The organism is Streptomyces sp. SD31, from assembly GCF_052068475.1.
In the GTDB taxonomy this organism is placed as follows: Bacteria; Actinomycetota; Actinomycetes; order Streptomycetales; family Streptomycetaceae; genus Streptomyces.
In genome coordinates this window covers 678,409-703,158 of the sequence record NZ_JBQHCX010000002.1, presented here as the reverse complement: position 1 = coordinate 703,158, position 24,750 = coordinate 678,409, and the positions used below count along the sequence as shown (strand labels likewise).

24 protein-coding genes are annotated in these 24,750 nt (G+C 71.8%); 12 read left to right on the top strand and 12 right to left on the bottom strand.

What is annotated here, in order from left to right; all coding sequences use genetic code 11:
* Positions 1 to 3: 3 nt before the first annotated feature.
* Positions 4 to 1,497, bottom strand: coding sequence for a metallophosphoesterase (locus ACTMVF_RS07105; protein ID WP_441270073.1), 1,494 nt, complete (start codon positions 1,495 to 1,497; stop codon positions 4 to 6).
* A gap of 217 nt (positions 1,498 to 1,714) precedes the next feature.
* Between ACTMVF_RS07105 and ACTMVF_RS07100 the strand changes: the two genes are divergently transcribed.
* The gene (locus ACTMVF_RS07100) at positions 1,715 to 2,173 is read left to right on the top strand and encodes a hypothetical protein (RefSeq protein ID WP_441270072.1); all 459 of its coding nucleotides are present in this window, start codon (positions 1,715 to 1,717) and stop codon (positions 2,171 to 2,173) included.
* Positions 2,174 to 2,175: 2 nt separating this feature from the next.
* On the opposite strand, the gene ACTMVF_RS07095 is transcribed toward ACTMVF_RS07100, so the two are convergent.
* On the bottom strand, positions 2,176 to 2,631 hold the full coding sequence (locus ACTMVF_RS07095) for an HIT family protein (protein WP_441270071.1): 456 nt from the start codon (positions 2,629 to 2,631) through the stop codon (positions 2,176 to 2,178).
* Between the two features lie 31 nt (positions 2,632 to 2,662).
* Between ACTMVF_RS07095 and ACTMVF_RS07090 the strand changes: the two genes are divergently transcribed.
* On the top strand, positions 2,663 to 4,132 hold the full coding sequence (locus ACTMVF_RS07090; protein WP_441270070.1) for a TIR domain-containing protein: 1,470 nt from the start codon (positions 2,663 to 2,665) through the stop codon (positions 4,130 to 4,132).
* Between the two features lie 72 nt (positions 4,133 to 4,204).
* A complete protein-coding gene (locus ACTMVF_RS07085) occupies positions 4,205 to 4,480 on the top strand; it encodes a DUF1876 domain-containing protein (protein WP_441270069.1) in 276 nt (91 codons plus the stop codon).
* Between the two features lie 76 nt (positions 4,481 to 4,556).
* Here ACTMVF_RS07085 and ACTMVF_RS07080 read toward each other — a convergent pair whose 3' ends face one another.
* From ACTMVF_RS07080 to ACTMVF_RS07055, 6 genes are all read right to left on the bottom strand, one after another.
* Positions 4,557 to 5,723, bottom strand: coding sequence for a serine hydrolase domain-containing protein (locus ACTMVF_RS07080; protein ID WP_441270068.1), 1,167 nt, complete (start codon positions 5,721 to 5,723; stop codon positions 4,557 to 4,559).
* Between the two features lie 35 nt (positions 5,724 to 5,758).
* Positions 5,759 to 6,208, bottom strand: a complete 450-nt coding sequence (locus ACTMVF_RS07075; protein ID WP_441270067.1) for an organic hydroperoxide resistance protein — start codon at positions 6,206 to 6,208, stop codon at positions 5,759 to 5,761.
* 130 nt (positions 6,209 to 6,338) lie between these two features.
* On the bottom strand, positions 6,339 to 6,809 hold the full coding sequence (locus tag ACTMVF_RS07070; RefSeq protein WP_441270066.1) for a MarR family winged helix-turn-helix transcriptional regulator: 471 nt from the start codon (positions 6,807 to 6,809) through the stop codon (positions 6,339 to 6,341).
* The gene (locus ACTMVF_RS07065) at positions 6,806 to 7,567 is read right to left on the bottom strand and encodes an energy-coupling factor ABC transporter ATP-binding protein (RefSeq protein ID WP_441270065.1); all 762 of its coding nucleotides are present in this window, start codon (positions 7,565 to 7,567) and stop codon (positions 6,806 to 6,808) included. Before ACTMVF_RS07065 ends, ACTMVF_RS07070 begins: the two co-directional genes overlap by 4 nt.
* Complete coding sequence (cbiQ, locus tag ACTMVF_RS07060; protein WP_441270064.1) at positions 7,555 to 8,316, bottom strand: cobalt ECF transporter T component CbiQ; 762 nt, start codon at positions 8,314 to 8,316, stop codon at positions 7,555 to 7,557. The genes ACTMVF_RS07065 and cbiQ overlap by 13 nt, the downstream gene beginning before the upstream one ends.
* 2 nt (positions 8,317 to 8,318) lie before the next feature.
* Positions 8,319 to 9,377, bottom strand: coding sequence for an energy-coupling factor ABC transporter permease (locus tag ACTMVF_RS07055; RefSeq protein ID WP_441270063.1), 1,059 nt, complete (start codon positions 9,375 to 9,377; stop codon positions 8,319 to 8,321).
* A 180-nt stretch (positions 9,378 to 9,557) separates the two neighbouring features.
* Here ACTMVF_RS07055 and ACTMVF_RS07050 point away from each other — a divergent pair, with 180 nt between their 5' ends.
* Positions 9,558 to 9,917 (top strand): SsgA family sporulation/cell division regulator, encoded by a 360-nt coding sequence (locus ACTMVF_RS07050; protein WP_441270062.1) that lies wholly within the window; start codon positions 9,558 to 9,560, stop codon positions 9,915 to 9,917.
* A gap of 3 nt (positions 9,918 to 9,920) precedes the next feature.
* Here the strand turns inward: ACTMVF_RS07050 and ACTMVF_RS07045 are convergent, their stop codons facing one another.
* The 4 genes from ACTMVF_RS07045 to ACTMVF_RS07030 all read right to left on the bottom strand — a co-directional run bounded on the left by ACTMVF_RS07045 (position 9,921) and on the right by ACTMVF_RS07030 (position 15,548).
* Positions 9,921 to 11,603: a penicillin-binding transpeptidase domain-containing protein gene (locus tag ACTMVF_RS07045; protein WP_441270061.1), complete on the bottom strand. Its 1,683-nt coding sequence runs from the start codon at positions 11,601 to 11,603 to the stop codon at positions 9,921 to 9,923.
* A gap of 105 nt (positions 11,604 to 11,708) precedes the next feature.
* Complete coding sequence (locus tag ACTMVF_RS07040; RefSeq protein ID WP_441270060.1) at positions 11,709 to 13,352, bottom strand: penicillin-binding transpeptidase domain-containing protein; 1,644 nt, start codon at positions 13,350 to 13,352, stop codon at positions 11,709 to 11,711.
* A gap of 190 nt (positions 13,353 to 13,542) precedes the next feature.
* Entirely contained in the window at positions 13,543 to 13,713 is a 171-nt protein-coding gene (locus ACTMVF_RS07035; RefSeq protein WP_441270059.1) for a hypothetical protein, read from the bottom strand.
* Positions 13,714 to 13,805: 92 nt separating this feature from the next.
* Positions 13,806 to 15,548, bottom strand: a complete 1,743-nt coding sequence (locus ACTMVF_RS07030; protein WP_441270058.1) for a dolichyl-phosphate-mannose--protein mannosyltransferase — start codon at positions 15,546 to 15,548, stop codon at positions 13,806 to 13,808.
* A 62-nt stretch (positions 15,549 to 15,610) separates the two neighbouring features.
* Here ACTMVF_RS07030 and rsmI point away from each other — a divergent pair, with 62 nt between their 5' ends.
* The 8 genes from rsmI (at position 15,611) to ACTMVF_RS06990 (ending at position 24,580) form a co-directional block, all read left to right on the top strand.
* Entirely contained in the window at positions 15,611 to 16,459 is an 849-nt protein-coding gene (gene rsmI, locus ACTMVF_RS07025; protein ID WP_441270057.1) for a 16S rRNA (cytidine(1402)-2'-O)-methyltransferase, read from the top strand.
* 190 nt (positions 16,460 to 16,649) lie between these two features.
* On the top strand, positions 16,650 to 17,057 hold the full coding sequence (locus tag ACTMVF_RS07020; RefSeq protein WP_441270056.1) for a hypothetical protein: 408 nt from the start codon (positions 16,650 to 16,652) through the stop codon (positions 17,055 to 17,057).
* A gap of 96 nt (positions 17,058 to 17,153) precedes the next feature.
* A complete protein-coding gene (locus ACTMVF_RS07015) occupies positions 17,154 to 18,035 on the top strand; it encodes a TatD family hydrolase (protein WP_441270055.1) in 882 nt (293 codons plus the stop codon).
* 147 nt (positions 18,036 to 18,182) lie between these two features.
* On the top strand, positions 18,183 to 19,691 hold the full coding sequence (locus ACTMVF_RS07010; protein ID WP_441270054.1) for a ubiquitin-like domain-containing protein: 1,509 nt from the start codon (positions 18,183 to 18,185) through the stop codon (positions 19,689 to 19,691).
* Positions 19,692 to 19,769: 78 nt separating this feature from the next.
* Positions 19,770 to 20,657 (top strand): 16S rRNA (adenine(1518)-N(6)/adenine(1519)-N(6))-dimethyltransferase RsmA, encoded by an 888-nt coding sequence (gene rsmA, locus ACTMVF_RS07005; protein WP_441270053.1) that lies wholly within the window; start codon positions 19,770 to 19,772, stop codon positions 20,655 to 20,657.
* A complete protein-coding gene (locus ACTMVF_RS07000) occupies positions 20,658 to 21,563 on the top strand; it encodes a 4-(cytidine 5'-diphospho)-2-C-methyl-D-erythritol kinase (protein WP_441270052.1) in 906 nt (301 codons plus the stop codon).
* Between the two features lie 181 nt (positions 21,564 to 21,744).
* A complete protein-coding gene (locus ACTMVF_RS06995) occupies positions 21,745 to 22,524 on the top strand; it encodes an MHYT domain-containing protein (RefSeq protein ID WP_441270051.1) in 780 nt (259 codons plus the stop codon).
* A gap of 55 nt (positions 22,525 to 22,579) precedes the next feature.
* On the top strand, positions 22,580 to 24,580 hold the full coding sequence (locus ACTMVF_RS06990) for a sensor histidine kinase (protein ID WP_441270050.1): 2,001 nt from the start codon (positions 22,580 to 22,582) through the stop codon (positions 24,578 to 24,580).
* The last annotated feature ends 170 nt before the right edge of the window (positions 24,581 to 24,750 follow it).

Genomic DNA, 24,750 nt, shown 5'->3' with positions numbered 1-24,750 from the left:
GATTCACACCCTGTGAACGGTGACTCCCGACAGGTCGTGCGCGGTCACGCTGTTGCGGTCGGTGACCGACCGGCCCAGGGCGTGGTGCGGCCAAAGCCCCGCGGCCACCCGGCGGCTGCGCTCGCTCCACTGCCGGGCCGCCAGGTCGCCGGACTTGTAGTGGTTGAGGGCGAAGCCGCCGGAGTGGATGCGCACCAGGGTGAAACCGCCGGGGTACTCCTTGGCGGCGGCGACCTCCTGCTGGGTGACGTGCGGGGCACGTGTCAGCACGGTGCGCTTGTTGCGGTGCGTGTGGCCCGCGTGGTGGAGGAAGACGCCGGGGGCGGACGCGTAGGCGTCCACGACGGCGCGGGCCTGGCGGCGCTCCAGGCACTGGCCGCGGGTCACCGGGAAGACCGAGTCCCGCACCGTCAGCGGATGGTGGCCGAACACCAGCGTCGGCTGGTCCGGCGCCTCCCGCAACCTCGCCCGGAACCACGCCAGTTGCTCGTCCCCGAGCCCGCCCGCGTCGGCGCCGTTGCCGGACTTGACGTACGTGTCCAGGCCGATGACCCGCAGCCCGCCGAGGTCACGGGCGAAGTGCCCCGGCCCGTCATCGCCACCGTCGCCACCGCCGCCACCCGGGAACGCGGTACGAAAGACGCTGGCGTCCCGGGAGCGGTCGTGGTTGCCGCGTACGACGAAGTAGTCCCGCCCGTGCGTGCCGAAGCCGTCCAGGATCCGCCGGGCCTCGCGCAGGTCGTGCGCGGCTCCGCCGGCCGAGATGTCGCCCCCGGCCAGCAGCAGGTCCGCCCCGCGCCGCCGGGCCTCCTCGACCAGGGCGCGGCTCATCAGCTCCGGATAGGGCGCGCGCCCCGGCAACTGCGGCACGCCGCGCAGCAGGGGCAGGCCGCCGACCAGGCCCGCGGTGGTCTCGCCGAGGTGCAGGTCGTTGCAGAGCGCGACCGACAGCAGATGCCGGCCGGGCGGGGGCTGCGGGGTGGTGAAGGAGTACGGCCCGCCACCCGAACCGAACCCGAACGTCGACGTGCCCACCGCGTTGCCGCGCACCAGGTGCAGCGGGGTGGGTGTGGCGGCCACGCCCCGTGAGCGGGCCTGGTAGTAGTACGTCTGCCCCGGCTCCAGGTCGGTCAGCTCGACCTGGTGGTGGGCGGTCGGCCGGCCCTCGGACGCGGTGCGGTTGAGCCGGGAGGGGTGGGTGCCGTAGACGACCTCGCCCTCGGTGATCGCCGGGAGGGGGTGGCCCAGGCCGTCGTCGGTGCCGGGGATGCCGGTGTACCAGGTGATGACGGCGGTGTCCTCGGTGAGCGTGACCAGTTCCAGATTGACGGCGGTCAGGTCGTCGGGGTGGTGGGCGCGCGCCCGCTGCATGGCGGCGGCGGCCGTGCGCAGCAGGGCAGGGGCGAGGCGCGCGCCGGAGCGCAGCACCTCGCAGGGGCCGGGGAAGGCCGACAGTGCTGCGAGAGCGGGGAGGTGGGCGGAGAAGCAGCAGCGCATGTCCCTCGATGTGGCCCGGAGCGGTGAACGGGGGAGGCGGCGTTGGCGGCTGGGCCAGGGCCGGCGCGCGACATCTCCGTGGAATGCGACATCTCCATGGAAGCAGGGCGGAGCCGGTCACCGAAGCGAGTGTGCCGAGTCTCACTGATCCCGAGTTGCCGTCTTTGCTCCGGCACTACGATCGGACGTGCGAAAACTTCATTGAGGGGGCGGGGCAGTGACTGCGCTGAGTGAGGGGCCGGGCACATCGGACGCGGGAGTCGGCGGCAGGGCGCCGCTGGACGCCGACCGGATCAAGCATCTCGAGTTCATCCAGGCGACGATCACCCGCCTGGGCACCAACTCGTTTCTCGTCAAGGGCTGGGCGCTGACCCTGGCCGCCGGTCTGCTGGCGCTCTCCGCCAGCCGGCTCAGCTGGCAGCTCGCGGCCGTCGGCGTGGTGCCGCTGCTCTGCTTCTGGTACCTGGACTGCTTCTTCCTGCGCCAGGAAAGAGCCTTCCGCCGGCTCTACGACGCCGCGCGGGCCCCCGACAGCACGGTCGAGGTGCTGTCCATGAACGTGGCGCCGTACCTGTCGAGAATGCCCTGGCCGGAGGTCTGGCTCACGCCGACGTTACTGCTGTTCTACGCACCCTTGCTGCTCGCCGACCTCGCGCTGGTCGTCATCGCGCTGTGAACTCAGCGCGCCGGACGGGCGAGCGCCGCGGTGAGGCGGGCGGCTAGGGCGTCCGTCGTCGACGCGTCGTCCTCGTCCCGGAACCCCGCCCCCTTCGGCGGCCAGATGGGCCCCATCGCGTCCCCGGGCCGACGCGGCACGAGGTGCACATGGGTGTGGAACACGGACTGCGAGGCCACCGCGCCCGCGGAGTTGATGACGTTCATGCCGTCGGGTTCGAGGACCGCCCGCAGCGCCCTGCCCACCACCGTCACGGTGTGGAACAGGCGTTGGACCTCCGCCTCGTCCATCGCCCACAGGTCCGCCGTATGCGCCCGGGGCACCACCAGCGTGTGCCCGAGTGTCGCGGGCGCCAGCGGAAAGAAGGCGAGGGTGTGCGCGTCCTCGTACACCACCCGCGCCCGGCCGGTGCCGGCGACGATCTCGCAGAAGGCGCAGGCCTGTTCACGGGTGTCCATGGATCTTCCCTGTCGCTCTAGGGTGTGCGGCGTGGGCGGCATCTTCATCAACTACCGCAGGGGCGATCACGAAGACGTCGTGCGGGAACTGTACGACCGGCTCGAACAGTACTTCGGCGAGGACCAGGTGTTCCGGGACGTCGCGTCCATCGTGCCGGGGCAGCGCTACCCGGACACGCTGCGAGAGCGCGTGGCGGACTGCGACGTGTTGCTCGTGGTGGTGCACCGGGGCTGGCTCGAGGCGCGGGGCCCGTCCGGCGGGCTGCGGCTGGACGACGAGGCGGACTGGGTCCGCCGGGAGATCGACCAGGCGCTGCACACCGACAAGACCGTCGTCCCGCTGCTGCTGGACGGCGCCGCCCCGCCGAGACCGGACCAACTCCCGCCTCCCATCCGCGAACTGGCCCACCGCAACGCCCAATCACTGCGCGCGGCCCGCTTCGAGGACGACCTGGCGGCACTGATCGCCGTACTGGAGACCGACGTCACCCGGACCTGGCGCCACGTCCCGCCGCCACCGCCGGGATACCGGCCGGGGCGGTGGCTCGGCGTCCTCACCGCTCTGCTGGCCGGCGCGGCACTGGTCGGGGTGCCCGCGCTGCCGAGGGACGACGCCTGGGCGCGCGGGGACGGCCTTCCGTGGACCCTGTACGCCGCCCTGGGCGGCTGCCTGCTGCTGTGCGCGCCGCTCATCGCGGTCGCCGTCGGCCGCTTCCTGCTCCGCCGCCCCATCGACAGCTGGGAACGCGACCTGCACGCCGTCAAGCACCAGACGTACATCCGGCAGACCTGGCCGATGGGCGCGGGGCTGGTGCTCATCGGGCTGTTCCCGGCGCTGCAGATGTGGGGCGACAAGGGCATGTGGGGGTCCCTGGCCCTGCTGCTGGTCATGGGCCTCGCCGTCGCGCACACGGCCGCCACCCACATCCGCCTCAAGCGGCGCGACGCCGACCTGTGGGCCCGCTGGCCGCAGGGCCTGCCGGACCGGGTGACCCGGCCGGTGCTGCGCCGGGCGATCGCACGGCTGGAGCTCCGCCTGGCCGAGTCGCGGCCGCCGCTCTCCCGCGAGCAGCGCGAGAAGGCCGACTGGGAGCTGGAGGACATGCGCGGGGCGCTCGAACGGCTGGCGGACGAGGCGCGGCGCTCCCGGGTGAGGTGGCTGTGCCAGGACCACCCCTGGATCCTCGGCGGCTACTGCGTGGGGCTGGCGCTGGTCACGGCCCTGGCCGTGGCGTCCGGGCTCGCCTTCGACGCGGCGGGGGAGGGCCGGCCGCGTGTCCACCTCACGCTGGCGGCCGTGGTCCTGGTCGGCGCGGCCCTGGCGCTGGCCACCATGGAACTCGCGCTGCGCCACCAGCGCCGGCTGCGCACCGACCTGGTGACCGAGGCCGCCGAGCGGATCGCCCTGCTCGCCGACCGGGTGACCGCCCTCAGCGCCCCCGCCCGCACCAGGCGCCCCGCCCCGGCGCCACGGCCCGAGGAGTTCGCCGAGCCCGACTAGGCACCGAGCCCGACTAGTCGGCGGGCCCTTCCGAGGCGCACCCTGGAAGCAGAACTTCCGGAGGTGATCGTCATGATGCACACCGCAGTGGGATGGCATGTCGAGCTGGAGTTTCAGGAGGACGAGACCCACACCAAGGCGGTCGCGATGGTGCGGCTCCCCGACGGCACCGAGGTACGGGCCCACGGGCATGCCTCACGGCACCACACGGACGCGAATCAGCCACGCGTCGGTGAGGAGATCGCCGGTGCCCGCGCGCTGAACGAGCTGGCGATGCAGATGCTCACCAAGGCGCACGCGGAGATCGACCAGGCGTCGGGACGCACGTCGCACCCGATCCACGTCTGACCCGATTCCACGTCTGACCCGAATCCACGACTGAACCGAATCCACGACTGAACCGAATCCCAGTCCGACCCGAACGCTACGCGAGCGCCCCGACCGCCACTCGCACCGCCCGTATCAACCCCTGCGCCCTCGGATCAGCCGTCACCGTCTTGCGGAAGCCGTTCGTCACATAGCCGAACGCGATCCCCGCTGCCGGGTCGGCGAAGCCGAGGGCGCCGCCCCGGCCGGGGTGGCCGAAGGAACCCGGTCCCAGCAGGGGCGACGCGGTGCCGTGCAGCATGTAGCCGAGGCCGAAACGGGTGCCCACGACCAGGACGCGGTCCGGCCCCGCCGACTCCTCCGCCCGGGCCAGCTCCACGGTCGCCGGGTCGAAGAGCCGTACGCCGTCGACCTCGCCGATCAGCGCCGCGTAGAACCGGGCCAGTCCGTCGGCCGTCGCGATGCCGTTCGTCGCGGGGAGGGCGGCGGCGCGGTAGGCGGGGTCGTTCTGGTCGGGGAACGGCGTGATCGCGGCGAACGCGCGGCGGGTGAGGGAGTCCGGGTCGTCATAGGCCTCGGTGACCGACCGCTTCGGGCGCGACCGCAGCCCGCCCGCCGGTTCGGGACCGTCGACCCGGCCGGTACGACCGACCCGTCCCGCCTCCGACTCCGGCAGCCCCAGCCACAGATCCAGGCCCAGCGGCCCGGCGACCTCCGCCGCGAGCCACTCGCCGGCCCACCGCCCCGTCACCCGCCGCACCAGCTCGTCCAGCAGCCAGCCGTACGTCAGCGCGTGATAGCCGTGGTCGGTGCCCGGCTCCCACGCGGGCGCCTGCCCGGCCACCGCCTCGGGGCCGCGGTGCGGGTCCAGCGCCTCCTCGGGCGTGAGCGGGCGGTCGAGCACCGGGAGCCCGGCGCGATGGTTCAGCACATGCCGGACCAGCAGCCGCTCCTTGCCGTGCGCCTTGAACTCCGGCCAGTACTCGGCCAAGGGCGCGTCCAGATCCAGCTCTCCGCGCTGGTGGAGGATGAGGGGTACGGCGGCGGCGACGCCCTTGGTCGCCGAGCGCACGACCTGCGCGGTGCCGTGCTGCCACGGAGCCTCGCCGTCCACGTCCCGGGTTCCGGCCCACAGGTCGACGACCTTGCGCCCGTCCCGGTACACGGCGACGGCCGCGCCCCGTTCCCCGAGCGCGGCGAAGTTCCGTACGAACGCCTCCCTGACCGGCTCGAAGCCCTCGGCCACTGTGCCGTTCACGCCCACGTCCGTCTCCTCGTCCTGCCTGTGCGGGTGCCCTTCTACCCAAGCAGGATGGTGACGTCGATGTTCCCCCGGGTCGCGTTGGAGTACGGGCAGATCTCGTGCGCCGCGTCCACCAGCTTGGCCGCGAGGTCCGCGTCCAGCACCGGCAGGGAGACGCTGAGGGCGACCGCGAGGCCGTAACCGCGGTGTTTGTTGGGGCCGATGCCGACCTTCGCGGCGACGGTGGATCCGGTGAGGTCGTAGCCCTCGCGGTTGCCGACGAGGATCAGTGCGTTGTGGAAGCAGGAGCTGTAGCCGGCGGCGAACAGCTGCTCGGGGTTGGTGCCGTTGCCGTCGCCGCCCAGCTCCGGCGGCATCGCGACCTTCAGCTCGATCTGGCCGTCCTGGCTGGTGACGAAGCCGTCCCGGCCGCCGTGCGCGGTGGCCTCGGCGACGTACATGATCTTCGTCGGACGGGTGTCGACGGCGGTGCCCTCGTCGGTCATGGTTGGCCTCCCCCAGAAGCTGTTTCGATGTCCGGCTCCGCCGCGTGGGCGCACAAGTACATCGTGCACAAGGTACTGGCCGGTACGGAGTTGCTGTTGCCGGGGGGTAGTAACCAGGGGTAAGCCGAGATCAGCGGTTGCGGTCGGCCGCTGCCGCCGCCTTCGCCGCCAGCTGCCACAGCTCCTCGCGCAGCCGCTGCACCTCCGGGCCGCCGAGCCCGGTCTCGGCGAGCAGCGCACCGGGCACCCGCGCCGCGCGCTCCCGCAGCTCCTGTCCGCGCGCCGTGCACGCGACCAGTACCGAACGCTCGTCGCTCGCCGCCCGCTCCCGGCGGACCAGACCCGCCGCCTGAAGCCGCTTGAGCAGCGGCGACACGGTGCCGTAGTCCAACCGCAGCGCGCCGGCCAGTTCCTTCACCGTCGTCTCGCCGCGCTCCCAGAGGACCAGCAGGACGAGGTACTGCGGGTAGGTGAGGCCGAGTTCGTCGAGGAGCGGGCGATAGGCGGCCGTCACCGCGCGCTGGGCGGCGTACAGCGCGAAGCACAGCTGCTCGTCCAGCAGCAGCGAGCCCTCTTCGGCGGTGCCCTCGTCGTTGGTCACGCGCCCATTGTCACGGACCGCGGATCGAATCCGAACGGCAGCTCCAGCCGGTGGGCACGCATCAGCTCGTCGTCGGACAGCAGCTCCGCCGTCCTGCCGTCCGCTGCGATCACGCCTTCACTCAGGATGAGGGAGCGGGGGCACAGCTCCAGGGCGTACGGCAGGTCGTGCGTGACCATCAGGACGGTGACGTCCAACGAGCGCAGAATGTCGGCCAGTTCGCGGCGGGAGGCGGGGTCGAGGTTGGAGGAGGGCTCGTCGAGGACGAGGATCTCCGGCTCCATCGCGAGCACGGTCGCCACCGCGACCCGGCGCCGCTGGCCGAAGGAGAGGTGGTGCGGGGGACGGTCCTTGAACTCCGCCATGCCGACCCGGTCGAGGGCCCGGTCGACGCGCTCCTCCAGCTCCGGACCCTTGAGCCCGGCCGCCGCGGGACCGAAGGCCACGTCCTCGCGGACCGTCGGCATGAACAGCTGGTCGTCCGGGTCCTGGAACACGATCCCGACCCGGCGCCGGATCTCGGCCATGTGCTGCCTGCCGACGGGCAGCCCGGCGACGTGCACGGTGCCCGTGCCGCCGGTCAGGATGCCGTTGAGGTGGAGGACGAGGGTCGTCTTGCCGGCGCCGTTCGGGCCGAGCAGTGCGACCCGCTCGCCGCGCGCGATGGAGAAGTCCACGCCGAACAGGGCCTGGTGGCCGTCGGGGTAGGCGAAGGCGAGGCCGGAGACCTCCAGGGAAGCAGTACTCACAGGGCCCATCCCAACAGACAGACGACGAGGGCGGCGAAGGGGAGCGCGAGGGCGTACGACCACTGCGCCCGGGACGCGGTCACCTCGTCGATCACCGGCATCGAACCGGCGTACCCGCGGCTGATCATGGCCAGATGCACGCGCTCGCCGCGCTCGTAGGAGCGGATGAACAGGGCGCCCGCCGACTTCGCGAGGACGCCCCAGTGCCGCACGCCCTTCGCCTCGAAGCCGCGCGACTCGCGGGCGATGCGCATCCGCCGCATCTCGTCCGCGATGACATCGCCGTACCGGATCATGAAGGACGCGATCTGCACGAGGAGGGGCGGGAGCTTCAACCGCTGGAGGCCGAGGAGGAGTTCGCGCAGCTCGGTCGTGGAGGCGAGGAGGACCGAGGCGGCGACGCCCAGGGTGCCCTTCGCGAGCACGTTCCAGGCGCCCCACAGTCCGCTGACGCTCAGCGACATGCCCAGCACCTCGACCCGCTCGCCCTCCGCCACGAACGGCATCAGCACGGCGAACGCCACGAACGGCACCTCGATCAGCAGCCGCTTGAGCAGAAACCCGGCGGGCACGCGCGCGACGAAGGCGACGAGCGCGAGCAGCACGGCGTACAGGCCGAACGCCCACATCGCCTCCCGCGGCGTCGACACCACGACCACCACGAACGCGAAGGTCGCGGCGAGTTTGGTGTGCGGCGGCAGGCCGTGCACGGGTGAGTGCCCGTGCCGGTAGAGCTTGTGCGCGTGCCCGGCGCCCATGGTCAGACGCTCGTGCTCGTGGGCGACACATCGGCCGCCTCGTCCGTACGACGCCGGCGCACCGCCCAGAAGATGCCGGTGCCCGCGGCCAGGGTCGCGCCGACGCCGATCACGCCGGCGAGACCGCCGGACAGGCGGGCGGTGTCGATGCCCTTGACGCCGTAGTCGGCGAGCAGGGAGTCGGCGCCCGCGTGCTCCTCGGCGGACTCGGCGAACCCCTTGTCCTCGGCGACCTTCTCCAGACCGTCGGGGCTGGCGGAGGCGTAGAAGCTGACGAACCCGGCGAGGACGAGGGAGGTGACCAGGCCGCTGATCCACAGGGTGCGGCGGGAGGTCCGGGCCGCGACCGGCCGCGCGGCCTCGGGCGCCGGGGCGTCGACGAGCTCGCCGCCGACCCGCAGCTTCAGCGGCTGCCGCAGGTCACGGGCGCCGTAGACGAGGTCCGGGCGTACGGCGATGACGGCGCCGATGGTCAGCGCGGTGATCGCCGCCTCGCCGATGCCGATCAGGAGGTGGACGCCGACCATGGCGGTGGCGACCTTGCCGATCGAGACGTCGGTGGTGCCGCCGATCCAGAACAGCAGCGTGAACGCGAGGGCCGCGGCCGGCACCGACACCACCGAGGCGACGAAGGAGGCGGCGGTGATCGAGCGCCGGGTCTTCGGCAGGACCTTCACCAGGCTGCGGAAGACGACGTAGGCGACCACGACGCCGACGATCGCCATGTTGGTGATGTTCACGCCGAGCGCGGTGAGGCCGCCGTCCGCGAAGAGGATGCCCTGCATCAGCAGGACGACGGAGATGCACAGCGCGCCGGTGTAGGGGCCGACGAGGATCGCGGCCAGGGCCCCGCCGAGCAGATGTCCGCTGGTCCCGGCCGCGACCGGGAAGTTCAGCATCTGCACCGCGAAGATGAACGCGGCCACCAGGCCGGCCAGCGGCGCCGTCCGCTCGTCGAGCTCGCGGCGCGCGCCGCGCAGGCTTACGGCGACCGCGGCCGCGGCGACGACTCCGGTCACGGCGGAGGTCGGGGCGTCTATGAATCCGTCGGGTACATGCACCGTTCGATGATAGTGGCTTAATGCGAATGGCTTGCAAGAGCGAGGAGCTTGTGCATCGCGTTGGTGTATCGCACATGTGAGATACGTCTGCTCCAGGGAGCGCTTTCCGCAAGATATGCGACATTGGAGGGAGCGGAGGCACAGCTTTCGCACAGGTCACGCAGCGTAAGGGGCCGTCCGATGTCGGTAGTCGAACAGTATGCGCGAGCCCATATCGTCACGGACGCCGACCTCTTGCAGGAGGAGCAGGAGGCCGTCCCGGTCGTCCTGCGCTACGACCCCGAGACCGACCCGCGCTCGGTGCGTGTGCGGTTGCCCGGGCGCGAGGAACACGAGTGGACGTTCTCGCGCTCCCTGCTGGAGCAGGGGCTGCGGGCCCCTGCGGGGAGCGGCGAGATACGGGTGTGGCCGTGCGGGAGGGTGCAGGCCGTCGTGGAATTCCACTCGGACCAGGGCGTTTCCGTGGTGCAGTTCGAGTCGAAGGCCTTGATGAGGTTCCTGCGGCGGACGTATCTGGCCGCCGCGCCCGTAGCACGCTGAGGCTCAGCCGCCCAGCTTCAGCAGCGCCGCCACGATCGGGCCCGCCGTCTCGCCGCCGTGGCCGGCTGCCTGGACCACGCCTGCTGCCGCCAGGTCGTTCCGGTACGCGGTGAACCAGCCGTTCGGCTTCTTCTGGCCGTCGACCTCCGCCGAGCCGGTCTTCGCGCCGACGTCGCCGGTGACCCCGGACATCGCCTCGGCCGCCGTGCCGTAGGCCGCCGTGTAGGCCATCAGCTCGCGCAGCTGCGACAGCGTGGACGCGGACATGGAGCGGGAGGCCGTGGCGAGGGTGCGGTTGTCGACCGTCGGGGCCACCAGGTAGGGCTGCTTGAAGGTGCCCGCCTTGACGGTCGCCGAGACCGACGCCATGTTCAGCGGGTTCATCCGCACGCCGCCCTGGCCGATGAGCGAGGCCGCCATCTGGGCCTGGGACTGGACCGGGACGGAGCCGTCGAAGGTGGGGACGCCGACGGACCAGTTGTTCAGGGAGAGGCCGAAGACCTGCTGGGCCTGCTTGGTCAGGCTGTCATTGTCCAGCTCGGGGGCCTGGCTGATGAAGGCCGTGTTGCAGGAGCGGGCGAAGCTCGCCTTGAAGGTGCCGTTCTTGATCTCGAACTTGTCGTCGTTCTGGAACTTCCAGTGGCCGTACGTGAAGTACTTCGGGCAGGGGTGCTGCTTGTCCGCCGACGCGAGGCCCTTCTCGATCAGCAGCGACGAGGTGATGACCTTCATCGTGGAGCCCGGGGCGAGGGAGCCCTGGAAGGCGGTGTTGAAGCCGTGCGAGGAGTTCGCGACCGCGAGGATCTCGCCGGTCGACGGACGCAGGACGACCACCGACGCCTTGGACTTCGCGGCCACCTGCTTCTCCGCGGCGGCCTGCATCGTCGGGCTCAGCGTCGTCTTCACGGTGCCCGGCGTGCCCTTGCTCAGCTCCAGCAGGGTCTTGTCGGACAGCTCGGCCTTCTTGGACTCCGCGCCCCGGATCACCTGGAGCTCGACGCCCGCCTTGCCGCCCGCCTTCTCGCCGTACTTCTCGCGCAGCCCGTCCAGGACCGAGCCCAGCGACGGGTATTCGGCCTCCGTCAGCTCGCCGCCGTCCCGGTCGAGGGCCTTGACCGGCGGGGTGCCGGACTCGCCGGTGACCAGCTTGTCGCCGTCCTTGAGGTCGGGGTGGACGATCGCGGAGTGCCACTCGACGAGCGGCTTGCCGTCCTCGGCGCGGCGGACGACGGTGAGTGAACTGTCGTACGCCAGCGGCTTCTCGGTGCCCTTGTACGCCACCGTCCCCTTCACGGAGAAGGGAACCTTGTCGCCGGTGCGGGGGCCGGCGGTGAGGGTGACGTCCTTGATGTGGGCGTCCTTGGTGTAGCCGGTCAGCAGGGTGGTGGCGGCCGTGGTGTCGTCCGTGGCGGCGGCCGCCTCGGTCACCTTGCCCTGCTGCCAGGCGGTGAGGAACTCCCGGGCCGCCGACGTGACCTCGGTCGCCGACAGCGGGCCGGTCTTGACGTCCTTCGCCTTGTCGTCGGGGCTCGCCGATGTCGACTGCGTACGGCTGTCGGCGACGGCCCCACCGCCGAACAGCGCGTAGGCGCCGAACCCGGCGCCGCCGATGACCACGGCGATCATCCCGCCGACCACGGCGGGGTTGGTCTTCCGTCGCTCAGCGACGCGCCCTCTGTTACCCACTTCTTTCCGTTCCCTCGCGTATTCCAGGGGCCCCCGCCGCCCCGCCGACCTCACGCATACCAACGACGACGACCACCCTAGAGTCCCGTGCCACGGGGGATGAGTTCAGCCGGACGCTCGTAGCACGGCTGCGACAATCGGCCCGGCCGCGTCGCCGCCGTGGCCGCCCTGCTGGGACAGGGCCGCGGCCGCCACATCATTGCGGAAGCCGGTGAACCAGCTGTCGGAGGTGGCCTTGCCGTCGATCTCGGCGGAACCGGTCTTGGCGCCGATGTCGCCGCCGAGCCCCGACATGACCTGCACGGCGGTGCCCGGGGCGGTGGTCGCGGTCAGCCGCATCATCTGCTTCAGCTGGGCGGCGGTGCCCGCCCGCAGCCCCTCGGCGGTGGCCAGTTGGCGGTTGTCGAGCTCGGGCGAGACCAGATACGGCTGCCGGAACTCGCCCGTGATCGCCGTGGCCGTCACCGAGGCCATGTTCAGCGGGTTCATCTGGACCTGGCCCTGGCCGATGGCGTTGGCCGCGCGGTCCGGGCCGCCGGAGGCGGGGACGCTGCCGTCGACGGACGTGATGCCGGTCTTCCAGTCGCGGCCGATCCCGAACCGCTCCTCGGCCTCCTGGGTCAGCGAGGCGTCGGTGAGCGGCTCCTCGTCGACGAGCTTGATGAAGGCCGTGTTGCAGGAGCGCATGAAGCCGCCTGCGAGGGTGGCGCTCGCGGTCTCGTTCGGCTCCAGGCCCGTGAGGTTCTTGAAGGTCTGGCTCTGCCAGGTGGCGGTCGGCGGACAGGGCGCCGGGCCGTTCATCGAGGTCACGCCGTTGTCGATGAGCATCGCCGCAGTGATGATCTTCATCGTGGAGCCCGGGGCGACCTTGCCCTCGAAGGCCGCGTTGAAGGCGTCGTCCCGGTGGTTGGCCACCGCCAGCACCTCGCCGGTGCTCGGCTTGAGTGCCACGACCGAGGACTGGTCGTACCGCTTCACCGCCTGCTCGGCCGCCGCCTGCACGCCCGCGCTGAGCGTCGTCTCCAGCTTGCCGGGTCTGCCCTTCGCGAGGGTCAGCAGCGAGGTGTCCGGCGACTCGTCGGCGTGCCGTATCGCCAGCTCGACACCGGGCGAGCCGCCGGCCTTGCTGCCGTACCGCTCCCGCAGCGTGTCCAGGATCGGGCCCAGCGAGGGGTACTTCTCCTTCGTCAGCACGGTGCCGTTACGGTCGACGGCCTCGATGGGCGGGCTCGCCGCCTCGCCGGTGACGAGGGTGTCGTCCCTCTTCAACTCCGGGTGGATCACGGTCGGTTGCCAGTCGACGAGGGCCCGCCCGGTGGTGAGCCCGCGCACGACGGTGAGCTCACTTCTGTAGCTGAGGGCCTTGGACTTCCCGCCGTAGGACACCTTGGCCTGCACCGTGTACGGCACGGTGGCGCCCTTGGTCCTGCCGGGCGTGATCTTCACGCCGGTGATGTGCGCGGCGTCGCCGTAGGAGGTGAGCACGGCCTTCGCGGCCGTGTCGTTGTTCGTGTACGACGCCGCCCGCGTCGCCTGCCCCTTCTCCCAGGCCGCGAAGAACTTCGCCGTGGTCTCCTCGACCTCGTCCCCGCTCGGCGGCCCGGACCGCACCGGCGCCGGCGCACCGCCCTGCCCCGTCGCCCCGCCGCCGTTCAACGCGGACATGATGTTGTACGCGCCGTACCCGGCCCCACCCACCATCACGGCGAACACCCCGCCTATGACGGCAGCCTTGACCCCCTTGGACATACGTCCCCTCCCCGTTTCAGTCATCCGCACTGTAAGTGGCGTGAGGGAAGCCTGTGGAAGGAGTTTTCTTTTCTTGGCCGCTTTTGTGGCGATGGAGTGACCGAAGAGCGCCCGTCCGGATACCGCGGATACGACTGAGCGCCGCGGCCGGCCCGGTCGGCCTGCCGCGGCGCTCAGCGGGAGACGGTCCTCAGAGGACGCCGAAGGGGCTGACGAAACCGAGGATGGCGGCCGCGGGAGCAGCCGCCAGGGGGAGGACGCCCGGCGGGTAGGCGGCCGAGTACGGGTACACCAGGTTCGTGGACGTCTGCGGGGGCTGCGAGTCGCGGGTGTCGGCGGCGGCGACGGTGACGGCCGACATGACCGCTGCTCCGGTGAGGGCAATGACAGCAAGTGTCCGTTTGGTTGCGTTCATGCTCGGTGAACGATCAGCGCCTGCTCCTGTTACGCAAGCTAGACCCATGTGTCCAGCCACATCCGCGACCGCCAGTCGTCGATCGGGATCGCCGTGCCCGTGTAGATCGGCCAGAAGTAGATGAAGTTCCAGGCGATCAGCAGCACCAGGACGCCCGCGCCCGTCGCCCCCGCCACCCGGCGGGTCTCGCCGGCGCCCGGCGGGCCGATGATCGCGCCGAGGAGCATGGCCACGGCCAGGCAGAGGAAGGGGAGGAAGACGACGGCGTAGAAGAAGAAGATGGTGCGTTCCTGGTAGAGGAACCAGGGGAGGTAGCCGGCCGCGACGCCGCAGGCGATGGCGCCCGCTCGCCAGTCGCGGCGGAACAGCCAGCGCCACAGGATGTACAGGAGGGCGAAGGCCGCCACCCACCACAGCAGCGGCGTGCCGATCGCCAGGACCTCGCGCGCGCACTTCTCGCCCGCGTCGGCGGGGCAGCCGTCCTTGCCGGGCAGGGGGGACTCGTAGAAGAACGACACCGGGCGGCCGTCGACGATCCAGCTCCACGGGTTGGACTGGTAGGTGTGCGGGGACGACAGGCCGACGTGGAACTCGTACACCTGGTGCTCGTAGTGCCACAGGCTGAGCCACCAGTCGGGGAACAGCCACGACCAGCTGCTGGTGCGGCCGTCGGCGCTCGCCCAGTCGCGGTAGTAGCCGCCGCTGCCGTCCGTGGGCGAGAGGATCCAGCCGGTCCACGACAGGAGGTACGTGGCGGTCACCACCGGCACGGTCGCCAGGAAGGCGAGTCCCAGGTCGCGCTTGAGGACCGCCGTGTACGGGTGGCGGGCACCGGCGACCTTGCGGGCGCCGACGTCCCAGAGCACCGTCATCAGGCCGAACGCGATCATGAAGTACAGGGCGTTCCACTTGGTGCCGAAGGCCAGGCCCAGCATCAGGCCCGCCAGCCAGCGCCAAGGGCGCCATCCGAGGAACAGGGTCTCGGCGGTGTGCGCGTCGGGGCGGACCCGGCCGTCGGCGTCGGCCGGCAGCGCGGCCGCGAGTTTCGCGCGTGCCCGGTCCCGGTCGAGGACGAGGCAGCCGAACGCCGCCAGCACGAAGAACATCAGCACCCCGTCGAGCAGCGAGGTGCGGGCCATCACGAAGGCCAGCCCGTCCACCGCCATCAGCCCGCCGGCGAGGCAGCCGAGGAAGGTGGAGCGGAAGATCCGGCGGCCGATGCGGCACAGCATCAGGACGGCCAGGGTGCCCAGCAGCGCCGTCATGAACCGCCAGCCGAACGGGTTGAATCCGAACATCAGCTCGCCGAGCCCGATGACGTACTTGCCGACCGGCGGATGCACGACGTACGCCGCGTCCGTGGGGATCGGGACGTGACCGTTCGTCGACAGGACCAGGTCGTTGGCGTTCTTGTCCCAGTTGACCTCGAAGCCGCGGTGGACGAGCGCCCAGGCGTCCTTGGCGTAGTACGTCTCGTCGAATATCACCTTCTTCGGGCTGCCCAGGTTCCAGAACCGCAGCACTCCCGCGAGCAGCGTCACCAGCAGCGGACCGACCCAGCCGGACCAGCGCGCGATCCGCTCGGCGAGCGGCCGCGAGACGCCGAGGAACTGCCACATCCGCGGGCTGGGCTGGACATACGGCGGCACGAGCCGGTCGCGTACGTCGCTTCTGGGCGTCGCCGTGTAGCCGAATCGGCGCAGCCGCTGCTGCCACGACGGCTGCTGCTCGTGGGTCGCCTGGCCCTGCCGGGTGTCCGTGGAGGACGCGGTACTGGTCACCGCGCCATCGTAGGGAACACGTCTGTGGGAGTCCCGTGGATGCGCCCTGCGAGGATGGAAACGTGACAGGAACCCTTGTTTTGGCAGGCACCCCCATCGGCGACATCAAGGACGCCCCGCCCCGGCTCGCCGAGGAGCTGGCCGGCGCGGACGTGGTCGCCGCCGAGGACACCCGGCGGCTGCGGCGCCTGACCCAGGCGCTGGGCGTGCAGCCGGCCGGGCGCGTCGTGTCGTACTTCGAGGGCAACGAGTCGGCTCGTACGCCCGAGCTCGTCGAGGCGCTCCTCGAGGGCTCGCGTGTGCTGCTGGTGACCGACGCGGGGATGCCGTCGGTGTCGGATCCCGGGTACCGGCTGGTCGCCGCGGCCGTCGAGAAGGACATCCGCGTCACCGCCGTACCGGGGCCGTCCGCCGTGCTCACCGCGCTCGCGCTGTCCGGGCTGCCCGTCGACCGGTTCTGCTTCGAGGGCTTCCTGCCGCGCAAGGCGGGGGAGCGGATGTCGCGTCTGCGGGAGGCAGCCGAGGAGCGGCGCACGCTCGTCTACTTCGAGGCCCCGCACCGGCTCGACGACACGCTCGCCGCGATGGCCGAGGCGTTCGGCGCCGAGCGGCGGGCCGCCGTGTGCCGGGAGCTGACCAAGACGTACGAGGAGGTCAGGCGGGGCGGGCTCGGCGAGCTCGCGGCCTGGGCGGCGCAGGGGGTGCGCGGGGAGATCACGGTCGTGGTCGAGGGCGCGCCCGAGAAGGGGGCCGAGGAGGTCGGCGCCGAGGAGCTCGTGCGGCGGGTTCGCGTGCGGGAAGAGGCGGGGGAGCGGCGCAAGGAGGCCATCGCGGCGGTGGCGGTGGAGGCCGGGGTGCCGAAGCGGGAGGTCTTCGACGCCGTCGTGGCGGCCAAGAACGCGGGGGCGTGAAATACCGTGTGAGCAGGGCGTATCTCGGCTGAGCGGGCGCCCCATGCGGGGGTAAAGGGAGTCGGCCCTTTCGGCAAGGAACGTCCAAGTCGGCGCCAACACTGGACAGATGGCGTGCGTTCGCTCCCGCGGAGGAGTCCACTGGTCGAAGGGACGCAACCCGTCCCACCAGCGGACCACAGGAGCTGGCATGAGCGAGATCGCACAGCAGACCACGAGCCTTCGCAGCGCCGCGACCGCCGTCGTCCACGAGTCGTATTCCTTCGCCTGCATGAGGTGCGGGCACGGTTGGGAGCAGTCGTACGAGATAGAGCACCACATAGACGGTGACGGCCGTGAGTTCGTCCTGTATGTGGCCGATGGCCAGGTGGTTCCGTCTCCGTTGAGCCGGCCCACGTGTCAGAACTGCGACAACCACGTCGTCCGCATCATGCGGCCCGGGCAGGTGTCCTCCGTGCAGAACTCCCTGCACCCCGAGCGGTCGATCCCCCGGCAGGCGAAGCGGACACCGGAGTCGGGGTCGGAGTCGGCGGCCGGGACGGACCATCACTGGCATCTGTCCGATCTCCTGCACGTCTTCCACCGCAAGGCGAGCTGAGTCGAGGCCGGCTGAGACGGGGCGTCGGCTGAGACCGGGCGCCGGGCGAGGCCGAGCGCCGGCAGGGAAGGCATACCCCTTTCGTAGGATCGGGGTATGCCTTCGAACGCCGCCGACAAGCACGCCGCCCCGCCCTTCCCGGAACCGCTCCGGGTGCCGGTCGCCGACTCCCACACCCACCTCGACATGCAGTCCGGCACGGTGGAGGAGGGCCTGGCGAAGGCGGCGTCGGTCGGGGTGACGACGGTCGTGCAGGTGGGCTGTGACGTACGCGGCTCGCGGTGGGCGGCCGAGACGGCGGCGCGGTACGACGCCGTGCACGCGACCGTCGCCCTGCACCCGAACGAGGCTCCGCGCATCGTGCACGGGGACCCCGACGGCTGGTCCCGGCAGGGCGCGCGCGAACCCGGAGGCGCCCAGGCGCTCGACGAGGCGCTCGCGGAGATCGACCGCCTCGCCGCGCTCCCCCAGGTGAAGGGCGTCGGCGAGACCGGCCTCGACTACTTCCGCACCGGGCCCGAGGGCAAGGAGGCGCAGGAGGCGTCCTTCCGCGCCCACATCGAGATCGCCAAGCGGCACGGCAAGGCCCTGGTCATCCACGACCGCGAGGCTCACGCGGATGTGCTGCGGGTGCTGAAGGAGGAGGGCGCCCCCGAGCGGACCGTCTTCCACTGCTACTCCGGCGACGCCGAGATGGCCCAGGTGTGCGCCCGCGCCGGCTACTACATGTCCTTCGCCGGCAACGTCACCTTCAAGAACGCCCAGAACCTGCGGGACGCGGTGGCGGTGGCCCCGCTGGAGCTGCTCCTCGTGGAGACCGACGCGCCCTTCCTCACGCCGGCGCCGTACCGCGGACGGCCCAACGCGCCGTATCTCATTCCGATCACGGTGCGCGCCATGGCGGCCGTACGGGGGATCGAGGAGGACGTGCTGGCGGCGGCCCTCGGCTCGAACACGGCACATGCCTTCGGCTACTGACCGATAACCGGCGGATAACGCTCGCCCGGTCCGCGCCCCCAACGCTCGTCACGATGTGTAGTCGGTTCGCTTTGGAGAGTCACCACCCCTCCGCTACTTTCTGTGGGCCCGATCCGGATCCGGACTCCTCCGCTGGAGCGTGTCGTCGTGAGCAACGCGCAGTTCGAGACGTATGGCCCGAGCCCCGTGCACGAGCCCCCGGCGTACGGCGGCTTCGACCCGTACAGCGCTCAGACGCTGGCATACGGGGTGCCGGGGGCGTACCAGACGCGTACGGACACGTATGGACCTGTGTACGGGGTGTACGCCGGCTATGGCCAGCACGGTGGCTACGGGGGCCATGGCAGCCAAGGTCACCAAGGGGATCAGGGGAATCGCGGGGATTACGCGGACTACGCCGATCACTACGCGGACTACGTGGGTCACGTGGACTACGAGGCCTACGAGGACACGTACCGCCCCGCGTACGAGGCCTCCGAAGCCGCGGCGCCCGTGCCCGTGGTGCGCCCCCGGCGTGGTCGACGAGCCGCGCGCCGGCACCGGGCTCGAGCCGCCGAGCGGGTGGACGGGCCCATGCGCCGACTCGTGCCGCAGGCGCTGGTCGTCGCGTTCCTCGCGGGCGGCACGACCGCCTTCGTCGCCAAGGACAAGGCGATCGAGCTGACCGTCGACGGCGAGCCGCGCGAGATGCACACCTTCGCGGACGACGTCACCGAACTGCTGGCCGAGGAGGGCGTGGAGGTGGGGGCGCACGACGTGGTGGCGCCCGGTCCCGGTGCGGCGCTCACCAACGGTGACGAGGTCGAGGTGCACTACGGGCGCCCCGTGCGGCTCACGCTCGACGGGCAGCGGCGCGAGGTGTGGACGACCGCGCGCACGGTCGAGGCGGCGCTCAAGCAGTTGGGGGTGCGCGCGGAGGGGGCGTATCTGTCGACGTCGCGCTCCCGGCGTATCGGGCGCGAGGGGCTCGCGCTGGATGTGCGCACCGAACGCGCGGTGACGGTCATGGCGGACGGCCGGGCGCGCACGATCCGTACCAACGCGGCGACCGTGGGCGAGGTGGTCGAGCAGGCCGGCGTCACTCTGCGCGGGCAGGACACCACGTCCGTGCCGCACGAGAGCTTTCCGCGCGACGGCCAGACGGTCACGGTCCTGAGGATCACCGGCCGCAAGGAGATCCGTGACGAGGCGATCCCATTCGCCGTGGAGCGGATCGACGACCCCTCGGTGTTCAAGGGCACGGAGGTCGTCGAGCGGGCGGGGCAGCCGGGGCTGCGGCGGACCACGTACTCGCTGCGCACCGTCAACGGCGTCCGGCAGAAGCCGCGGCGGCTCCGGTCCGAGGTGGTGCGCGAGCCGCGGACGCAGGTGGTGAAGGTGGGGACGAAGCCGTTGCCGACGTCCGTGCAGGGCGCGGGCGACCTGAACTGGGAGGGTCTGGCGGCGTGCGAGTCCGGGGGGCGGGCGGACGCGGTGGACTCGTCGGGGACGTATGGCGGGCTGTACCAGTTCGACACGCAGACCTGGCGGAACCTCGGCGGGAAGGGGCGGCCGCAGGACGCGCCGGCGGCGGAACAGACGCTGCGGGCGAAGAAGCTGTACGTGCGGCAGGGGGCGAGTCCCTGGCCGCACTGCGGGGCGCGGTTGCACGGGTGACCGCCGGCCGCCGGGGTCGGCTGCGGGGTCGGCTGCGCTGGTGCGATCGCGCCCGGCGGGGCCCCGTACCCTTGTCGGGTGAGCAGCCCCACCCCCGACGCCCTGCTGGGCCCCGCCGACATCCGTGAACTGGCGGCCGCCCTCGGTGTGCGCCCGACCAAACAGCGCGGCCAGAACTTCGTGATCGACGCGAACACGGTCCGCCGTATCGTCCGCACCGCGGAGGTCCGCCCCGACGACGTGGTCGTCGAGGTCGGCCCGGGGCTCGGCTCGCTCACCCTCGCCCTGCTGGAGGTGGCCGACCGCGTCACCGCCGTCGAGATCGACGACGTACTGGCCGCCGCGCTCCCCGCGACCATCGCGGCCCGCATGCCGGAGCGCGCCGACCGTTTCGCGCTGGTGCACACCGACGCGATGCACGTCGCCGAGCTGCCGGGCCCGCCGCCCACCGCCCTGGTCGCGAACCTGCCGTACAACGTGGCCGTCCCCGTGCTCCTGCACATGCTCGAGACCTTCCCGAGCATCGAACGGACCCTCGTCATGGTGCAGTCGGAGGTCGCCGACCGCCTGGCCGCCGCGCCCGGCTCGAAGGTGTACGGCGTGCCGTCCGTGAAGGCCAACTGGTACGCCGAGGTCAAGCGGGCCGGTGCCATCGGGCGCAATGTCTTCTGGCCCGCGCCGAACGTCGACAGCGGGCTGGTGGCGTTGACCCGGCGCACCGAGCCGATCAAGACCACCGCCTCGCGGCGTGAGGTCTTCGCCGTCATCGACGCCGCCTTCGCCCAGCGCCGCAAGACGCTGCGGGCCGCGCTCGCCGGGTGGGCGGGTTCGGCGGCGGCGGCCGAGGCGGCGCTCGTCGCGGCCGGGGTCTCGCCGCAGGCGCGTGGAGAGGCGCTGACGGTCGAGGAGTTCGTGCGTATCGCGGAGCACAAGGAAGCCGCCGGCCGGGACAAGGAGTCCGAGTAAGTGAGCGCGAGCGTCACCGTACGTGTCCCCGCCAAGGTCAACGTCCAGCTCGCGGTGGGCGCCGCCCGCCCCGACGGATTCCATGACCTGGCCAACGTCTTTCTCGCGGTCGGCCTGTACGACGAGGTCACCGTGGCCCCGGCCGGGGAACTGCGCGTGACCTGCGTGGGGCCGGACGCCGACCAGGTCCCGCTCGATGTCACGAACCTGGCGGCACGGGCGGCGATCGCGCTCGCCGAGCGCCGGGGGATCGACCCGGCCGTGCACCTCCACATCGCCAAGGACATCCCGGTCGCCGGCGGCATGGCGGGCGGCAGCGCGGACGGCGCGGGCGCGCTCCTGGCCTGCGACGCCCTGTGGGGTACGCATGTCTCCCGCGAGGAACTCCTCGACATCTGCGCCGAGTTGGGCAGCGACGTGCCGTTCAGCCTGGTGGGCGGGGCGGCCCTCGGCACCGGGCGGGGGGAGAAGCTCCGGACGCTCGACGTGGGCGGCGACTTCCACTGGGTCTTCGCCATGGCCGACCGGGGTCTGTCCACCCCCGCCGTGTTCCGTGAGTTCGACCGGCTCGGCGAGGGCACGGACATCCCGGAGCCGGTCGCCTCCGAGCCGCTCCTCGACGCCCTCGCGAAGGGCGACCCCGACGCGCTCGCCGCCGCCGTCTCCAACGACCTGCAGCCCGCCGCCCTCTCCCTCTTCCCGGAGCTCGCCGACACCCTCGCCGCCGGCCGTGCGGCGGGCGCGCTCACGGCGCTGGTCTCCGGCTCGGGCCCGACGACGGCGTTCCTCGCCCGCGACCCCGAGTCGGCGGCGAAGGTGGCTGAAACTCTACGGTCGTCGGGGACCTGCCGGCTGGTGCGTACGGCATCCGGACCCGTGCCGGGGGCCACGGTGATCAGCCGGTGAGTCCCCTCTGGCCTGCGTAAATGTGCGGGTGAGGGGGGAAGGGTGTAAGGCACGCCACACTAATTTAATGTTCACCATTGGGGTTTCGTGATCCCTTTCGGGTGATCTGCTCCTCAGTGAGGGGTGGCATTATCAGCCACCCCCGGTCGTCTGTTACCGGTGGTACTCCTGAGGAGCTCCCATGGGGCACATGGACCACTTCAGCGCGGGATGGGTCACCCCCGTCCTGTCCTACGCGATGGCCTGCGTCGGCTCGGCGCTCGGACTGCGCTGCACCGTCAGGGCACTTGAAGCGGACGGCGCCTCCAAGCGGAACTGGCTGCTGCTCGCCTCGCTCGCCATCGGCTCCGGCATCTGGACCATGCACTTCATCGCGATGATGGGTTTCAGCGTCGACGGCACCCCGATCCGCTTCGACGTCCCGATCACCGTGCTGAGCCTGCTGATGGCCGTCGCCGTGGTCGCGGCCGGCGTCTTCACCGCCGGATACGGCCGCTCACGCGTGATGTCGGTCCTCCTCGGCGGCCTCGGCACCGGACTCGGCGTCGCCGCCATGCACTACACCGGCATGGCCGCGCTCAACCTCCACGGCGCGGTCGACTACGACCCGATGCTCGTCATCGCCTCGGTCGCGATCGCCGTCGTCGCCGCGACCGCCGCGCTGACCCTCACGCTCATCGTGCGCGGACCGGTGCTGGCGACCGCCGCAGCACTCGTCATGGGGCTCGCCGTCAGCAGCATGCACTACACCGCGATGTACGCCGTGGACATCTCCCTCGCGCCCAGCAGCGCGGCCCTGCCCGGCGCCACCGCCACGGAGTTCATCTTCCCGCTGGCCGTGCTGCTCGGCTCGTTCCTCTTCCTCGCCGCCGCGTACGTCGCGCTGTCCCCGACCGGCAAGCGCCACGAGTCGGCCGCCGCGGCACAGTTGCTCCGCGAGGTCGAACTCACCACCGCCTGACGGCTCCCCGTACCCCCGAGCTTCTCCCCCGACCCAGGTCGAACGAGGTCCCCTCATGCGCGTCCCCCGCCGTACCTCCGCCCGGCTGCGCCCCAGATCGGTGCGGGCGAAGATCGTCTCCCTGCTGATGCTGCCCATCGTGTCCCTCATGGCGCTGTGGGGCTTCGCCGCCGTGACGACCGCCTCCAGCATCGGCGACACCGAGCGCGCCAAGGACGTCAACGCCGAACTCCTCACCCCTCTCGGCGCCTTCGTCACCGTCGTGCAGGCCGAACGGACCGCCGCGATGCGGTACACGACGGCCCCGGAGGCCTTCGCCAAGGCCCGCCAGGCCACCGACAAGGCCGCCACCGCCCTGCTCGACGGCATCAACGCCGCCAGCTCCGACGCCGCCCTCCTCGACGCGAGCCTGCCCGGGCGCATCGAGCGCCTGGAGGCCGACGCCGAGGGGCTGGCGAAGCCGCGCGCCGAGGCGACCGCGAAGAAGGCGGGGGCGCCCTCGGCCGCGTACACCGCGTACTCGGCGATCATCGAGCACGCCTTCGCCGTCACCGGCGCCCTCACCGGCGACCAGGGCACCGACGCCGCGTCCGAGGCGCGCGTGGTGCTCGAACTCGCCCGCGCACGGGAGGCGTTGGCGCGGGAACACGCGCTGCTGGCCGCCGCCGACGCGCGCGGGTCGCTGAGCGAGAGGGAGTACGCCCTGTTCGTGGGGGCCGTCGCCACCCAACGTGAGCTGCTGGAGCCTGCGGTGGCCGATTTGAAGGCGGCACACCGGGCGGCGTATCAGGAGGTCCTGGACGGCGACGGGTACGCGCGCGTGCGGGCCGTCGAGAACCGGGTGCGGGATGCCGGGGCCGGGGCGGCGGCCGTGACGGCCGGTTCGGTCGCGGGCTGGGACACGGCGGTCTCCGGTGTGCTGAAGGAGCTGACCGAGGCCGAGACGGCGGCCGGAACGGGGGCCACCGCGCAGGCCGACCCGTTCGGCTGGGACACCCTCGGCGCCTCGGGCGTGGCGGTGGTCCTCGGCCTGGTGGGCGTGCTGCTGTCGCTGCTGGTCTCCGTGCTCGTCGGCCGCGGCCTCATCGTCGAGCTCCTCGACCTGCGCAACGACGCCCTGGAGGTGGCCGGCCGGCGTCTGCCCCAGGCCATGCGCAAGCTGCACGCCGGACAGGGCGTCGACATCGACGCCGAGGCGCCCATGCGGCGACTGGTCGGCGATGAGCTGGCCCAGGTCGGCACCGCGCTCACGGCGGTGCAGCGGGCGGCGCTGAAGGCCGCGAGCGAGCGGGCCGAGCTGCTGAGCGGGATCTCCGGGGTGTACGTCAGCCTGGCGCGCCGCAGCCAGGTGCTGCTGCACCGTCAGCTGGACCTCCTGGCGGGGATGGCGCAACGGCAGCACGATCCGGCGGAGCTGCAGGACCTGTACCGCGTCGACTACCTCGCGACCCGGATGCGCCGGCACTCCGAGAGCCTGCTGATCCTGTCCGGCATCGCGCCGGGGCGTGGCTGGCGGGACCCGATCGCGCTGGCGGACGTGCTGCGCGCGGCCGTTGCCGAGATCGAGAACGCGCAGCGCGTGCAGATCTGGGCGGTGCCGAGGGTGTCGCTGGTGGGCGGCTCGGTCGCCGACGTCATCCATCTCCTCGCCGAACTGGTCGAGAACGCCACGGCGTTCTCCCCGCCGAGCACCAAGGTGCAACTGCGCGCCGCCCGGATGCGCGAAGGGCTCCTCATCGAGGTCGAGGACAGCGGGTTCGGCATGAACGAGGACGCCCTCGCCGACGCCAACCGCAAGCTCCAGTCCGAGAAGGTCGACCTCCTCGACGCCAAGCAGATCGGCCTGTTCGTGGTGAACCGGCTGCGTGAGCGGCAGGGGTTGCGCGTCGAGCTGCGCGCGTCGCCGAACGGGGGTGTCACGGCCGCGGTTCTCGTCCCCGAGAACCTGCTGCGCGACGACATGCCGGTGGGTGAACAGGAGCTCCAGGGACGGGGCCTGGCCCCGGCGGCGGCGCTGATCACGCAGCGGCAGCGGGCGGACGGCGCCGGAGCGTAACGCCGTACTCACAAGTAGGGGTTCTTTGCCCGATCTTCACACGAATGTACGGCGATCGGAGTACGCGTGGGGCGGGTGGGGCGGTTAGGGTCTGTTGACGTTTCAAGTGCCTGGCGTCAGCCAGGCCGCCCGGGCTGCCCGCGGCATGCCTGGCGCACCCCCCGTCAAGT